10 protein-coding genes are annotated in these 13,526 nt (G+C 73.8%); 8 read left to right on the forward strand and 2 right to left on the reverse strand.

From position 1 onward, the window contains the following. The first annotated feature begins 20 nt into the window (after positions 1-20). From coaBC to NP777_RS17420, 3 genes are all read left to right on the forward strand, one after another. Positions 21-1,229, forward strand: coding sequence for a bifunctional phosphopantothenoylcysteine decarboxylase/phosphopantothenate--cysteine ligase CoaBC (coaBC, locus tag NP777_RS17410; RefSeq protein ID WP_256651057.1), 1,209 nt, complete (start codon positions 21-23; stop codon positions 1,227-1,229). A gap of 278 nt (positions 1,230-1,507) precedes the next feature. Beyond that, on the forward strand, positions 1,508-2,716 hold the full coding sequence (gene metK, locus NP777_RS17415) for a methionine adenosyltransferase (protein WP_256651058.1): 1,209 nt from the start codon (positions 1,508-1,510) through the stop codon (positions 2,714-2,716). A gap of 103 nt (positions 2,717-2,819) precedes the next feature. Further along, positions 2,820-4,985, forward strand: coding sequence for a primosomal protein N' (locus NP777_RS17420; RefSeq protein WP_256651059.1), 2,166 nt, complete (start codon positions 2,820-2,822; stop codon positions 4,983-4,985). 47 nt (positions 4,986-5,032) lie between these two features. Here NP777_RS17420 and NP777_RS17425 read toward each other — a convergent pair whose 3' ends face one another. Continuing rightward, positions 5,033-5,548 (reverse strand): hypothetical protein, encoded by a 516-nt coding sequence (locus NP777_RS17425; protein WP_256651060.1) that lies wholly within the window; start codon positions 5,546-5,548, stop codon positions 5,033-5,035. 285 nt (positions 5,549-5,833) lie between these two features. Between NP777_RS17425 and fmt the strand changes: the two genes are divergently transcribed. The 3 genes from fmt to NP777_RS17440 all read left to right on the forward strand — a co-directional run bounded on the left by fmt (position 5,834) and on the right by NP777_RS17440 (position 10,438). Then, entirely contained in the window at positions 5,834-6,766 is a 933-nt protein-coding gene (gene fmt / locus NP777_RS17430; RefSeq protein ID WP_256651061.1) for a methionyl-tRNA formyltransferase, read from the forward strand. A 110-nt stretch (positions 6,767-6,876) separates the two neighbouring features. Continuing rightward, on the forward strand, positions 6,877-8,922 hold the full coding sequence (locus tag NP777_RS17435) for an ABC transporter ATP-binding protein (protein WP_256651062.1): 2,046 nt from the start codon (positions 6,877-6,879) through the stop codon (positions 8,920-8,922). A 43-nt stretch (positions 8,923-8,965) separates the two neighbouring features. Further along, positions 8,966-10,438 (forward strand): RsmB/NOP family class I SAM-dependent RNA methyltransferase, encoded by a 1,473-nt coding sequence (locus NP777_RS17440; RefSeq protein WP_256651063.1) that lies wholly within the window; start codon positions 8,966-8,968, stop codon positions 10,436-10,438. Between the two features lie 51 nt (positions 10,439-10,489). Here NP777_RS17440 and NP777_RS17445 read toward each other — a convergent pair whose 3' ends face one another. Continuing rightward, the gene (locus NP777_RS17445) at positions 10,490-11,422 is read right to left on the reverse strand and encodes a class A beta-lactamase-related serine hydrolase (RefSeq protein ID WP_256651064.1); all 933 of its coding nucleotides are present in this window, start codon (positions 11,420-11,422) and stop codon (positions 10,490-10,492) included. A gap of 221 nt (positions 11,423-11,643) precedes the next feature. On the opposite strand from NP777_RS17445, the gene rpe reads away from it, so the two are divergent. Further along, entirely contained in the window at positions 11,644-12,318 is a 675-nt protein-coding gene (rpe, locus tag NP777_RS17450; RefSeq protein WP_256651065.1) for a ribulose-phosphate 3-epimerase, read from the forward strand. Positions 12,319-12,453: 135 nt separating this feature from the next. Beyond that, complete coding sequence (locus NP777_RS17455; RefSeq protein WP_256651067.1) at positions 12,454-13,443, forward strand: sugar-binding transcriptional regulator; 990 nt, start codon at positions 12,454-12,456, stop codon at positions 13,441-13,443. Positions 13,444-13,526: the final 83 nt, after the last annotated feature.

A 13,526-nucleotide genomic window follows, 5' to 3' on the forward strand; every position in this document is an offset into this window, starting at 1 on the left:
ACCCGGTGGGGAGCCGAGCGATGGACAAGCCCGAGGTGGTCCTGGGTGTCAGCGGCGGGATCGCCGCCTACAAGGCGTGCGAGCTGCTGCGCCGCCTCACCGAGTCCGGCCATGACGTACGCGTGGTGCCGACCGACTCGGCGCTGCACTTCGTCGGCGAGGCGACCTGGTCGGCGCTGTCCGGGCATCCGGCGACGACCGAGGTCTGGGAGTCCGTCCACGAGGTGCCGCACGTCCGCATCGGCCAGTCCGCCGATCTGGTCGTGATCGCGCCCGCCACCGCCGATCTGCTCGCCAAGGCCGCTCACGGCCTGGCGGACGACCTGCTCAGCAATACGCTGCTCACCGCGCGCTGTCCGGTCGTCTTCGCGCCCGCGATGCACACCGAGATGTGGGAGCACGCCGCCACCCAGGAGAACGTGGCGACGCTGCGCCGTCGCGGCGCCATCGTCATCGAGCCCGCCGTGGGGCGGCTCACCGGCGTGGACACCGGCAAGGGGCGGCTGCCGGACCCCGGGGAGATCTTCGAGGTCTGCCGCCGGGTGCTGGCCCGCGGCACCGAGGCGCTCACCGCCGATCTGGCCGGCCGCCATGTCGTGGTCAGCGCCGGGGGCACCCGCGAGCCGCTGGACCCGGTGCGCTTCCTCGGTAACCGCTCCACCGGCCGCCAGGGGTACGCCCTGGCCCGCGCCGCCGTCGCCCGGGGCGCGCGGGTGACTCTTGTCTCGGCCAACAGTGAGCTGCCCGATCCGGCCGGCGCCGATGTGGTGCGCGCGGGCACCGCGGCACAGCTGCGGGAGGCCGTCCTCAAGGCCGCCGCGGACGCGGACGCCGTGGTCATGGCCGCCGCCGTCGCCGACTTCCGCCCCGCCCAGTACGCCGAGGGGAAGATCAAGAAGCGCGAGGGCCAGGAGCCCGAGCCGCTCGCCCTGGTACGGAATCCGGACATCCTCGCCGAGATCTCGGCCGAACGCGCCCGCCCCGGCCAGATCGTGGTCGGCTTCGCCGCGGAGACCGACGATGTGCTCGCGAACGGCCGCGCGAAGCTGGCCCGCAAGGGCTGCGATCTGCTCGTGGTGAACGAGGTCGGGGAGCACAAGACCTTCGGCGCCGAGACCAACGAGGCCGTGGTGCTCGGCGCCGACGGCTCCGAGACGCCCGTGCCGTACGGCCCCAAGGGGGCACTCGCCGATACGGTCTGGGACCTGGTGGCCCGCCGCCTGGGCTGAACCCGGACCCGGGGCCCGCCGGGACCTCTCCCCACACGCTCGACGGGGGCGCGACACGGCCGATCGGGCTCATGACACATTCCCGCCACGGCGGGGTGGGGCTGTATTTCGGCTTGAGGCAAGGTATGTTCCCGGTCACGGGCCTGCCCGTTCTGTGGGACGGGGATGCTTGACCGGTGGACGTGCCGGATAAACTGGCCCAGGAACCGCATCGGGCGCAGCCCCCGCGCGGTCCCGACCATGATCAGCCAGCAGCCGCTGCAACCCCAGGGAGCGATGTGTCCCGCCGCCTGTTCACCTCGGAATCTGTCACCGAGGGTCACCCCGACAAGATCGCTGACCAGATCAGCGACACCATTCTCGACGCCCTTCTGCGGGAGGACCCGCACTCCCGGGTCGCGGTCGAGACCTTGATCACCACCGGCCTGGTGCACGTGGCCGGCGAGGTGACGACCAAGGCGTACGCCCCGATCGCGACGCTCGTGCGGAACAAGATCCTCGAAATCGGCTACGACTCCTCGAAGAAGGGCTTCGACGGCGCCTCCTGCGGCGTCTCGGTGTCGATCGGCTCACAGTCCCCGGACATCGCCCAGGGTGTGGACTCCGCCTACGAGCTCCGGGTCGAGGGCGACGAGGACGAGCTGGACAAGCAGGGCGCGGGCGACCAGGGCCTGATGTTCGGGTACGCCTGCGACGAGACGCCCGAGCTGATGCCGCTGCCGATCAACCTGGCGCACCGGCTCTCCCGCCGGCTGTCCGACGTCCGCAAGAACGGGACCATCCCCTACCTGCGCCCGGACGGCAAGACCCAGGTCACCATCGAGTACGACGGCCACAAGGCGGTCCGCCTGGACACCGTCGTCGTCTCCTCGCAGCACGCCTCCGACATCGACCTGGACTCGCTGCTGGCGCCCGACATCCGGGAATTCGTGGTCGAGCACGTGCTGAACGAGCTGGTCGAGGACGGCATCAAGCTCGACACCGAGGGCTACCGCCTGCTGGTGAACCCCACCGGCCGCTTCGAGATCGGCGGCCCGATGGGCGACGCCGGCCTCACCGGCCGCAAGATCATCATCGACACCTACGGCGGCATGTCCCGCCACGGCGGCGGCGCCTTCTCCGGCAAGGACCCCTCCAAGGTCGACCGCTCCGCCGCCTACGCCATGCGCTGGGTCGCGAAGAACGTGGTGGCCGCCGGTCTCGCCCAGCGCTGCGAGGTGCAGGTCGCGTACGCCATCGGCAAGGCCGAGCCGGTCGGCCTCTTCGTCGAGACCTTCGGCACGGCGGCGGTCGACGCCGAGAAGATCGAGAAGGCCATCTCCGAGGTCTTCGACCTCCGCCCGGCCGCGATCATCCGCGACCTCGACCTGCTCCGCCCGATCTACGCCCAGACCGCGGCGTACGGCCACTTCGGCCGTGAGCACGCCGACTTCACCTGGGAGCGCACCGACCGCGTCGACGCCCTCCGCGCGGCGGCGGGTCTGTAGGACCCCGGCTCGATTCACGGATCCAGGCAAAGGCCCGGACGCCCCCGCGGCGTCCGGGCCTTCGCCTGCGTCCCTGTCCGTGCGGTCTGCTAAGACTTGATCTGTGAGCAGGGACAACGAGCGGCCGAGGGATCCGGCGGAGGCGTCGGAGGGGGAGCAGCTCGCGCTCATTCGGGAGACGGTGCGCAAGGCCAAGGTGCCCAAGGCCAAGCCGCGGACCTGGCGGGGGGCGGCGCTGGCCGCGGAGCGGCCGGTGGCGCGGGTGCTGGTCGACAAGGGGCCGGTCCACCTCGACAAGCTGTGGGACTACGCGGTGCCCGCCGAGATGGACGCCGAGGCCCGGCCCGGGGTGCGGGTGCGGGTGCGGTTCGGGGCCGGTACGGGGAAGGTGCGGGAGGGGCGGCGCGAGGGGGGCGGGCTGCTCGACGGGTACATCATCGAGCGCGTCGCCGAGTCCGACTACCGGGGCCCGCTGGCCGCCCTCGCGCAGGTGGTCTCCACGGAGCAGGTGCTGGGACCGGGACTGCTGGCGCTGTGCCGGGCGGTCGCCGACCGGTACGCCGGATCGCTCGCCGATGTGCTCCAGCTGGCCCTGCCCAAGCGGAACGCCCGCGCCGAGGGCGAGCCGTCACCGCCGCCGCTGCCCCCGCCCGGACCGCCCGCGCCCGGGAGCTGGGCGCGCTATCCGGCCGGGCCCGGGTTCCTGGAGGCGCTGGGGCGCGGGGACCGGCCGCGTGCCGTATGGACCGCGCTGCCCGGACCGCACTGGCCCCGGGAGTGGGCCACCGCCGTGGCCGCCACCCTGGCGTCCGGGCGCGGGGCGCTCGTCGTCGTGCCCGACGGGCGGACCGCCGAGCGGGTGGACGCCGCGCTCACGGAGGTGCTCGGCGGCCCGGGGCGGCATGTGCTGCTCACCGCCGACCTCGGGCCCGAGGAGCGCTACCGCCGCTGGCTGGCGGTCAGCCGGGGCTCGGTGCGCGCGGTGGTGGGCACCCGGGCGGCGATGTTCGCACCGGTCCGGGACCTCGGGCTGGTGGGGATCTGGGACGACGGGGACCGCAGCCACAGCGACGACCGGCTGCCGCAGCCGCACGCCCGCGATGTGCTGCTGCTCCGCGCCGTCCATGAGAAGACCGGCTTTCTGCTGGGCGACCTCGGCCGCACCGTCGAGGCCGCCCAGCTGGTGGAGAACGGCTGGGCCCGTCCGCTCGAGGCCGACCGCGAGCGGGTCCGGGCGGCCGCCCCGCTGATCCGTACGGTCGACGAGGGCGAGGTGGCCCGGGACGCCGAGGCCCGCGCCGCCCGGCTGCCCACGCTCGCCTGGCAGACCGTACGGGAGGCGCTGACCCGGGGCCCGGTGCTGGTGCAGGTGCCGCGCCGGGGCTATGTGCCCAAGCTGGCCTGCGAGCGCTGCCGGGAGCCCGCGCGCTGTGCGCACTGCTCGGGTCCGCTGGAGGCGCGGGACGCGGACCATCTGGTGTGTGGATGGTGCGGGCGGGACGAGCCCGCCTGGCACTGCCGCGAATGCGGGGGCGTCCGGCTGCGGGCGTCCATCGTCGGCGCCCGGCGCACCGCCGAGGAGCTGGGCCGTGCCTTTCCGTCGGTGCCCGTCCGCACCTCCGGCCGCGACCATGTGCTGACGTCCGTCCCCGACCGCCCGGCGCTCGTGGTGAGCACTCCGGGCGCCGAACCGGTCGCGGAGGGCGGCTACGCCGCGGCGCTGCTGCTCGACGGCTGGGCCCTGCTCGGCCGCCCCGATCTGCGCGCGGGTGAGGACGCGCTGCGCCACTGGCTGGAGGCGGCCTCGCTGGTCCGTGGCCATGGGGAGGAGGGGGACGACGGTCCGGGCGGCACGGTGGTGATCATGGCCGAGCCGACGCTGCGGCCCGTCCAGGCGCTGGTGCGCTGGGACCCGGCCGGTTACGCGGCGCGCGAGCTGGCCGAGCGGTCCGATCTGGGCTTCCCGCCGATCTCCCGGATGGCGGCCGTGACCGGTCCCGCGGAGGCGGTGGCCGAGCTGATCGCCTCGACCCGGCTCCCCGAGGGGGCCGAGACCCTGGGCCCGGTGCCGCTGCCCCCGCCGCCCCCCGGGCGCCCGCGCCGCCCCGGAGACCCGCCCGCGGGCGAGGTCTGGGAGCGCGCCCTGCTGCGGGTCCGCACCGGCCAGGGCAGCGCTCTCGCGGCAGCCCTCAAGGAGTCGAAGGCCCGCCGTCTGGCCCGGGGCGACAGGGACCCCGCGGTGCGGGTGGATCCCCTGGACATCGGGTGACTCCGGCGGGGGCACCTCCCAGCGGTAGCTGGGGGAGAACCGGGCCTCTAGAGGGACGGCCGGGGGCTCGGGAAGGCGCTGGGGCGGGGGTCCTCGCGGAGGGACGGGGCCGACTGCGGCGGGACCGTGCGGGCGGCCGGCACCGAGGGCAGGGGGGCGGGCTCGGCCGGGCGGCCCGTGGACGGTTCGCCGCCCTCGGTCGCGTTCTGCGCGGCGGCCCGGCGGGCACCGTAACGGCGGTGCACCGCCTGCTTGGTGACGCCGAGCGCCGAGCCCACCGCGTCCCAGGAGAAGCCGAGCGAGCGGTCGAAGTCGACCGCGGCCGTGACCAGCGTCTCGACGCTGTCCCGCAGCTCCTGGGCGAGCCGCACGGTGGGCGCCGGGGCGCGTCCGTAGACCACGAAACCGGACGACGGGCCGGTGCGACGGGGGCGGTAGACATTGCCGAGCTGGGCGGTGAGCGTGCGCAGCGCGTCCACCTGGCGGCGGACCCGCTCGATGTCCCGGACCAGGAGGTGCAGGCTGGCCCGTGCCTGGGCGTCATGAGTTGCGTGGTCGGCCATGAACAAGCCTCTCGAACCGGCGTTGACGGGGGATTGGGGGGATGGGGGAGCTGGGGAAGGGCTGGGGCTGGACAGGGGAGTCGGACGGGCGGCGGGAAACGGATCGGGCCGCGACAGCGGCCCGATGCGGTCAATCTGCCTTGACCAACGCGGCACCCGCCCGTCGGTCACGGTCCGGGGCGTGCGGCAGTCCGCTCGTACGCCCCCTCGGACGGCGGACCATAGACTTCACGCTGTTCGCGACGTTCCCGCCGTATCCGCTGTGTGAGAGGTAGTTCGCCACCCATGAGGCTCGTCTTCGCCGGTACCCCCGAGGTCGCCCTGCCCGCTCTGGACGCGCTGATCGCGTCCGAGAAGCACGAGGTGGTGGCCGTGGTGACCCGTCCCGACGCGCCCGCCGGGCGCGGCCGTCGGCTGGTGGCCAGCCCGGTCGCCGAGCGGGCCGAGGAGGCGGGCATCGAGGTGCTCAAGCCCGCCAAGCCGCGCGATCCGGAGTTCCTCGCCCGGCTCACCGAGATCGCGCCGGACTGCTGCCCGGTGGTGGCCTACGGCGCGCTGCTGCCCAAGGCCGCGCTGGAGATCCCCGCGCACGGCTGGGTTAATCTGCACTTCTCGCTGCTCCCGGCCTGGCGGGGCGCGGCCCCCGTGCAGCACTCCCTGCTGGCGGGCGACGAGATGACCGGCGCCTCGACCTTCCAGATCGAGGAAGGGCTGGACTCCGGGCCGGTGTTCGGGGTGGTGACGGAGGAGGTGCGGGCCACCGACACCAGCGGCGATCTGCTGACCCGGCTCGCCTTCGCCGGCGCGGGGCTGCTCGAGGCGACGATGGACGGCATCGAGAACGGCACCCTGAACCCGGTGCCGCAGCCGGCCGAGGGCATCTCGCTGGCCCCGAAGATCACTGTCGAGGACGCGGAGATCGACTGGACGGCGCCCGCGCTGCGCGTCGACCGGCTGGTGCGCGCGTGCACGCCCGCCCCGGGCGCGTGGACCACCTTCCGGGGGGAGCGGCTGAAGGTCGTCTCGGCGCGCCCGGTGGCGGACCGTACGGATCTGGAACCCGGGCTGCTGGCGGCCACCAAGAAGGCCGTGTACGTGGGCACCGGCAGCCATGCCGTCGAGCTGACCTGGGTGCGGCCGCAGGGCAAGAAGCCGATGCTCGCGGCGGACTGGGCGCGCGGGGTGCGGATCGCGGAGGACGAGCGGCTCGGGGCCTGAGCGGGCCGCCGCGCCGGAACCAGGTGCGCTACGGACGCGCCGAGGGGGCGGACGTTGACTTCAACCTAGGTTGAGGTCCTACGTTCCTCACGAGACCTCGGAGGTGCGTGATGGACATGCAATCGACCGCCTGGCATTCCCTGTACCAGACGGCCAATGCTCAAGACGACCGGCGGCCCTTCTCCCGCGAGACGCTGCGCCGCATCGGCGCCTTCGCCCGTCCGCACCGCCGCCAACTGCTGCTGTTCCTGGTGCTGAGCACGGTCACGGCGGTGCTCGCGGTGGCGACGCCGCTGCTGGCCGGCCGGGTGGTGGACGCGATCGTCCACCGTTCGGGACAGGACACGGTGCTCTGGCTGGCCGGGCTGATCGCCGCGATCGCCGTGGCGGAGGCGGCGCTCGGGCTGCTGACCCGCTGGCTGTCGGCGAACATCGGCGAGGGGCTGATCCTCGATCTGCGCACCGCCGTCTTCGACCACGTCCAGCGGATGCCGGTGGCGTTCTTCACCAGGACCCGCACCGGCGCGCTGGTCAGCAGGCTCAACAACGACGTCATCGGCGCGCAGCGGGCGTTCAGCGACACCCTCTCCGGGGTGGTCGGCAATGTGGTGACGCTGCTGCTCACTTTCGTCGTCATGGTCGGGATCTCCTGGCAGATCACCCTGCTGACGCTGCTGCTCCTGCCCGTCTTCCTGCTGCCCGCGCGCCGGGTGGGCGGACGGCTGGCGAAGCTGCGGCGCGAGGCGGCCGCGCACAACGCCGCGATGAGCACCCAGATGACCGAGCGCTTCTCCGCGCCCGGGGCGACCCTGGTCAAGCTGTTCGGGCGGCCCGCGGACGAGTCCGCCGAGTTCGCCGCGCGGACCCGGCGGGTGCGGGACATCGGGGTGCGGACCGCGATGGTGCAGGTCTCCTTCGTGACCGCGCTGACCCTCGTCTCCGCGCTGGCCCTCGCCCTGGTCTACGGCCTCGGTGGCTGGTTCGCGCTGCACGGGCGGCTCGACCCCGGCGCCGTCGTGGCGCTCGCGCTGCTGCTCACCCGGCTGTACGCGCCGCTGACCGCGCTGGCCGGGGCGCGGGTCGAGGTGATGAGCGCGCTCGTCAGCTTCGAGCGGGTCTTCGAGGTGCTGGACCTCGAGCCGCTGATCAAGGAGAAGCCGGACGCCCGGGAGGTCCCGGAGGGGCCGGTGTCCGTCGAGTTCGACCGCGTGGACTTCGGCTACCCGGCCGCGGACAAGGTCTCCCTGGCCTCCCTCGAGGAGGTCGCGACCCTGGACACCCGCGGCGGCGTCCCGGTTCTGCACCAGGTGTCCTTCCGCGCCGAACCGGGCCAGATGGTCGCGCTGGTGGGCTCCTCCGGCGCCGGGAAGTCGACCATCGCGCAACTGCTGCCGAGGCTCTACGACGCCGACGGCGGCGCCGTACGGCTCGCCGGGGTGGACGTCCGCGATCTGACGGCCGACTCGATCCGCGCCACCCTCGGCATGGTCACGCAGGACGGCCACCTCTTCCACGACTCGATCCGCGCCAATCTGCTGCTGGCCCGGCCGGAGGCCACCGACGAGGAGCTGTGGGCGGTGCTGCGCCGGGCCCGGCTCGAGGGGCTGATCGCGGCGCTGCCGGACGGTCTCGACACCGTCGTCGGCGAGCGCGGCTACCGGCTCTCCGGCGGTGAGCGCCAGCGGCTGACCATCGCCCGGCTGCTGCTGGCCCGGCCCCGGGTGGTGATCCTGGACGAGGCCACCGCGCATCTGGACTCCACCTCGGAGGCGGATGTCCAGGAGGCGCTCGGCGAGGCGCTGGCCGGGCGCACCGCGGTGGTGATCGCCCACCGGCTGTCCACGGTCCGGGCCGCGGATCTCATTCTCGTCGTGGAGGACGGGCGGATCGTGGAGCGCGGTACGCACACCGCGCTGCTGGCCGCCGGAGGCCGCTACGAGGAGCTGTACCGCACCCAGTTCGAGCAGCCGACGACGGTCGACCACGGATTCACCGTGGACGGAGCGAGCATGGGCGGAGCGAGCGTGTCCGGCGCGGCCGTCGCGCCCACGGCCGTGCACGGGACGACCGCGAACGGGACGACCGTCAACGGAACCGTCGTGGACGGAACGGCCCTGGACGACGGCCCCACGACCGCCGACGCCCCGGCGACGTAGGCTGGTCCCTTCAGCCCGATCCGTCCCCCGGAGCACATTTCCCGTGACCGACCAGCCCCGTCGTCGCCGTCCGCACGCCCCGAACCGGCCTGGCAAGCCCTACCGCCGCCCGCAGAAGGACCCCGTGCGGATCCTCGCCTTCGAGGCGCTGCGGGCGGTCGACGAGCGGGACGCGTACGCCAACCTCGTTCTCCCGCCCCTGCTGCGCAAGGCGCGGGAGAGCGCGGAGGCCGGCAGCGGGCCGCGGTTCGACTCCCGGGACGCGGCGCTCGCCACCGAGCTGGTCTACGGTACCCTGCGCCACCAGGGCACCTACGATGCGATCATCGCCGACTGCGTGGACCGCCCGCTGCACGAGGTGGATCCGCCCGTGCTCGATGTACTGAGCCTCGGCGCCCACCAGTTGCTCGGGACCCGTATCCCCACCCACGCCGCCGTCTCGGCGAGCGTGGAGCTGGCCCGGGTGGTGCTCGGCGACGGCCGGGCCAAGTTCGTCAACGCCGTGCTGCGCAAGATCGCCACCCATGACCTCGACGGCTGGCTGGAGCGGGTCGCTCCGCCGTACGACGAGGACCCCGAGGAGCATCTGGGCGTCCGCCACTCGCATCCGCGCTGGGTCGTCTCCGCCCTGTGGGACGCGCTCGGCGGCGGCAGCGCCGGTATGGAGGAGCTGCTGGCCGCCGACAACGAACGGCCCGAGGTCACCCTCGTCGCCCGGCCCGGCCGGTCCACGCCCGGGGAGCTGCTGGCCGCGGTCGGCGAGCAGGCCGCGGTGCCGGGCCGCTGGTCGCCGTACGCGGTGCGGCTCACCGAGGGCGGCGAGCCCGGTGCGCTGGAGGCGGTGCGCGACGGGCGGGCCGGAGTGCAGGACGAGGGCAGCCAGTTGGTGGCGCTCGCGCTGGCGAACGCCCCGCTGGAGGGGGACGACCGGCGCTGGCTGGACGGCTGCGCGGGCCCCGGCGGCAAGGCCGCGCTGCTCGCCGCGCTCGCCGCGGAGCGCGGCGCCTCGCTGCTGGCCGCCGAGAAGCAGCCGCACCGGGCCCGGCTGGTGGCCGGGGCCCTGGCGGGCAACCCCGGGCCGTACCAGGTGATCGCCGCGGACGGCACCCGGCCGCCGTGGCGCCCGGAGTCCTTCGACCGGGTGCTGGTGGACGTCCCCTGCACCGGCCTGGGCGCCCTGCGCCGCCGCCCCGAGGCGCGCTGGCGGCGCCGCCCCGAGGACCTCGAGGGGTTCGCCCCGCTCCAGCGCGGGCTGCTGCGGGAGGCGCTGGCCGCGGCGCGGATCGGCGGGGTGGTCGGCTACGCCACCTGCTCCCCGCATCCGGCCGAGACCCGGGCCGTGGTCGAGGACGTCCTCAAGGGGCGGGGCGGCGCGGCCGTCTCCGCGGAGTGGATCGACGCCCGGCCGCTGCTGCCCGGGGTGCCCGAGCTGGGCGACGGCCCCGACGTCCAGCTGTGGCCGCACCGGCACGGCACGGACGCCATGTATCTGGCCCTGCTGCGCCGCACCGGCTGACCGCGCCCATCGCCGGGGATTTCCGGGGTCAGCCCATTCCAGGACGGGCGTTCAGTCCTTCGGAACCGCCGGAAGCGCTTCCTCGGGCCGGTCGGTCGGGGCGTAGAGCGTAGCGGCCTGGGCGGTGGGATTGAGGTCCCTGTGCACCTCGCGCGCCACCGCCTCGATGGTGGCCACGCCCGCCTCCATGGTGCGGTCGTCCTGGGTGAGCACGGTGAGGGTGTAGTCGTGGCCGCCGCCGGTGAAGGCGCCGAGGCTGTGCACCCGCCAGACGTGCGAGGACCGCTTCAGCCAGCCGTTCTTCACCTGGATCCGGGTACCGGCCGGGGCCCCGGCCGGGGTGCCCCAGCGCTGTTCGGGGATGACCTTGCCCATCAGCGTGCGGACGTAGGCGCGGGAGGCGTCGGTGAGCACCGTGTTCGGGTGGGTGATCAGGTCCAGGAGCCGCTCCTGGTCGTTCGCGGTGATCTGGGTGAGGCCCCAGTAGCCGTCCTTGCCGGGCACGGTGGCGTCCATTCCGGCCGCCCGCAGGAACGCCTTGACCCCGGCCGGCTTGAGCTGCTTCCACAGCTTGCTGGTCGAGGCGTTGTCCGACTTGGTGATCATGGCCTTGGCGAGGGTCTTCTCGCGCTTGGTCAGCCCCCGGTGGTGCCGCTGCGCGTCCCACAGCAGCGCTCCAAGGACCGTCACCTTCACCACGCTCGCGGAGTCGAACCTCTGGTTCGCGCGCAGGGTGCAGCGGGTGTGGGTGGTGTGGTCGCGGAGGCTGATCGCGACGGTGCCGGACCGGCCGCGCAGCGCGCCGGCGATGTCCTTGGACATCCTTCCGGCCAGCCCGGACTGGTGCGAGACGCAGACCGGCCGCGGTGCCGTGGCCGCCGCGGAGGCGGGGCCGGCCCCGGCGGCCGGCGCCGCGACGACGGCCGCCGTCAGCGCCGCGCACACCGCGGTGCGGGGGTGCCGGGGTATTCGATCGCTCGTCATGGTGGGTTGCCTGTAGGGGTTGCTCGACCATCTTCATGATCTCGTCTCCCTCGGCGTCCGTCGATCCGAGCGGGGCCGATGAACCGAGCGGGCCGATGGCCTTGGCGGGGCCGATGAACCGAGCGGGGCCGATGGCCTTGGCGGGTCCGGTGATCCGAGCGGGACCCGGTGATCACATCCCGGCTCCATGGACCGGCGCCGATCGTGGGAGGCTTGGAGCCATGGCCCCGCAGATCAATCCCAGCATCCTGTCCGCAGACTTCGCCCGCCTGGCGGATGAGGCGAAGGCGGTGGAAGGCGCCGACTGGCTCCACGTCGACGTCATGGACAACCACTTCGTCCCCAACCTCACCCTCGGCGTGCCGGTGGTCGAATCCCTGGGCAGGGCCACGGACACCCCGCTGGACTGCCATCTCATGATCGAGGACCCGGACCGCTGGGCGCCGCAGTACATCGAGGCGGGCGCCGGCTCCGTCACCTTCCATGTGGAGGCCGCGGCCGCGCCGGTGCGGCTGGCGCGCGAGATCCGGGCCAAGGGCGCGCGGGCCTCGATGGCGCTCAAGCCCGCCACACCCATCGAGCCGTACGAGGATCTGCTGCCCGAGCTGGACATGCTGCTGGTGATGACCGTGGAGCCCGGCTTCGGCGGCCAGGCGTTCCTCGACATCATGCTGCCGAAGATCCGCCGCACCCGGCAGCTCATCGCCAAGCACGGCCTTCAGATGTGGCTGCAGGTGGACGGCGGGGTCTCCGCCGAGACCATCGAGCGGTGCGCCGAGGCGGGCGCCGACGTGTTCGTCGCGGGCTCGGCCGTCTACGGCGCCGACGACCCGGCCAAGGCCGTACGGGAGCTGCGCCACCTCGCCGAAAAGGCGACCGGCACCCCCGGTTCATGAGGCGACCCAGCTACCGGTCGGTGAACTCAAGGATGAAGGCCAAACCAACTCCGCCGTTTCTGACAGGATGAACGGTGAGTCCGGACAGTGAATAGTGAGGAGACCGCGGTGTCGACGGGCCGTTCAGCCACGCGGATGGGACCCGCCGAACTGGTGCAGGCGGCCGCCATGGCGCGCCGCTTCTACCTCGAGGGCAAGTCCAAGATCCAGATCGCCGAGGAGTTCGGCGTGAGCCGCTTCAAGGTCGCGCGGGTGCTGGAGACGGCGCTCGAGCGCGATCTGGTGCGCATCGAAATCCGGGTTCCCGCCGAACTCGACGCGGAGCGCTCCGACGCGCTGCGGGCCCGCTACGGGCTGCGCCACGCGGTCGTCGTGGAGTCCCCGGCCGACGCCGAGGCGGACACCCCGGACCCGGAGAACCTCGGCGAGGTCGCCGCGGACCTGCTGGGCGAGCTGGTGACCGAGGGGGATGTGCTGGGGCTGGCCTGGGGACGGTCCACGATCCACATGGCGGCCGCGCTGCACCGGCTGCCCCCGTGCACCGTCGTCCAGCTCACGGGCGTGTACGACGCGGGCACGGCCGAGCGCGGCTCGGTCGAGGCGGTGCGCCGCGCCGCCGCCGTCTCCGGCGGTGAGGCGCATCCCATCTACGCGCCGATGCTGCTGCCGGACACGGCCACCGCGGACGCCCTGCGCGGCCAGACCGGTATCGCCCGTGCCTTCGAGTACTTCGACAAGGTCACCGTGGCCTGCGTGTCCATCGGCTCCTGGGAGGCGGGGATCTCCACGGTCTACGACATGCTGACGAAGGAGGAGCGGGCCCACTACGAGAGCCTGGGCGCCGCCGCCGAGATGTCGGCCCACCTCTTCGACGCCGAGGGCCGCCGCATCGGCCGCGACCTGGGCGAGCGCTGCATCACGGTGGAGGCCGACCGGCTGCGCCGGATCCCCGAGGTGGTGGCCATCGCCGGTGGCCGCCGTAAGGCCGAGGCGATCGGGGCGGTGCTGAGGTCCGGCCTGGTCACCAGCCTGGTGACGGACACCGCCGCGGCGGACTATCTGCTCGCCGAGACCACCCCCGCCGCCCACCCCGCCCTCGACCGCGCCGACCCGGACGGCGCGTAGCGGGCCGACCGCCGCGGGCTGGGGTCCTTCCGCCACGGAGATCCGTCGGAACGACCCCCCGGTCGGGAGGACGCCTCCGCCGT

Origin of the sequence: Streptomyces rugosispiralis (genome assembly GCF_024505145.1) — a bacterium.
GTDB lineage: Bacteria > Actinomycetota > Actinomycetes > Streptomycetales > Streptomycetaceae > Streptomyces > Streptomyces rugosispiralis.

Excerpts from the sequence above, each read along its gene's own strand:
- coaBC (WP_256651057.1), top strand. The coding sequence starts at position 21 with ATGGACAAGCCCGAGGTGGTCCTGGGTGTCAGCGGCGGGATCGCCGCC.
- NP777_RS17425 (WP_256651060.1), bottom strand. The coding sequence starts at position 5,548 with ATGGCCGACCACGCAACTCATGACGCCCAGGCACGGGCCAGCCTGCAC.
- fmt (WP_256651061.1), top strand. The coding sequence starts at position 5,834 with ATGAGGCTCGTCTTCGCCGGTACCCCCGAGGTCGCCCTGCCCGCTCTG.
- NP777_RS17435 (WP_256651062.1), top strand. The coding sequence starts at position 6,877 with ATGGACATGCAATCGACCGCCTGGCATTCCCTGTACCAGACGGCCAAT.
- NP777_RS17445 (WP_256651064.1), bottom strand. The coding sequence starts at position 11,422 with ATGACGAGCGATCGAATACCCCGGCACCCCCGCACCGCGGTGTGCGCG.
- rpe (WP_256651065.1), top strand. The coding sequence starts at position 11,644 with ATGGCCCCGCAGATCAATCCCAGCATCCTGTCCGCAGACTTCGCCCGC.
- NP777_RS17455 (WP_256651067.1), top strand. The coding sequence starts at position 12,454 with ATGGGACCCGCCGAACTGGTGCAGGCGGCCGCCATGGCGCGCCGCTTC.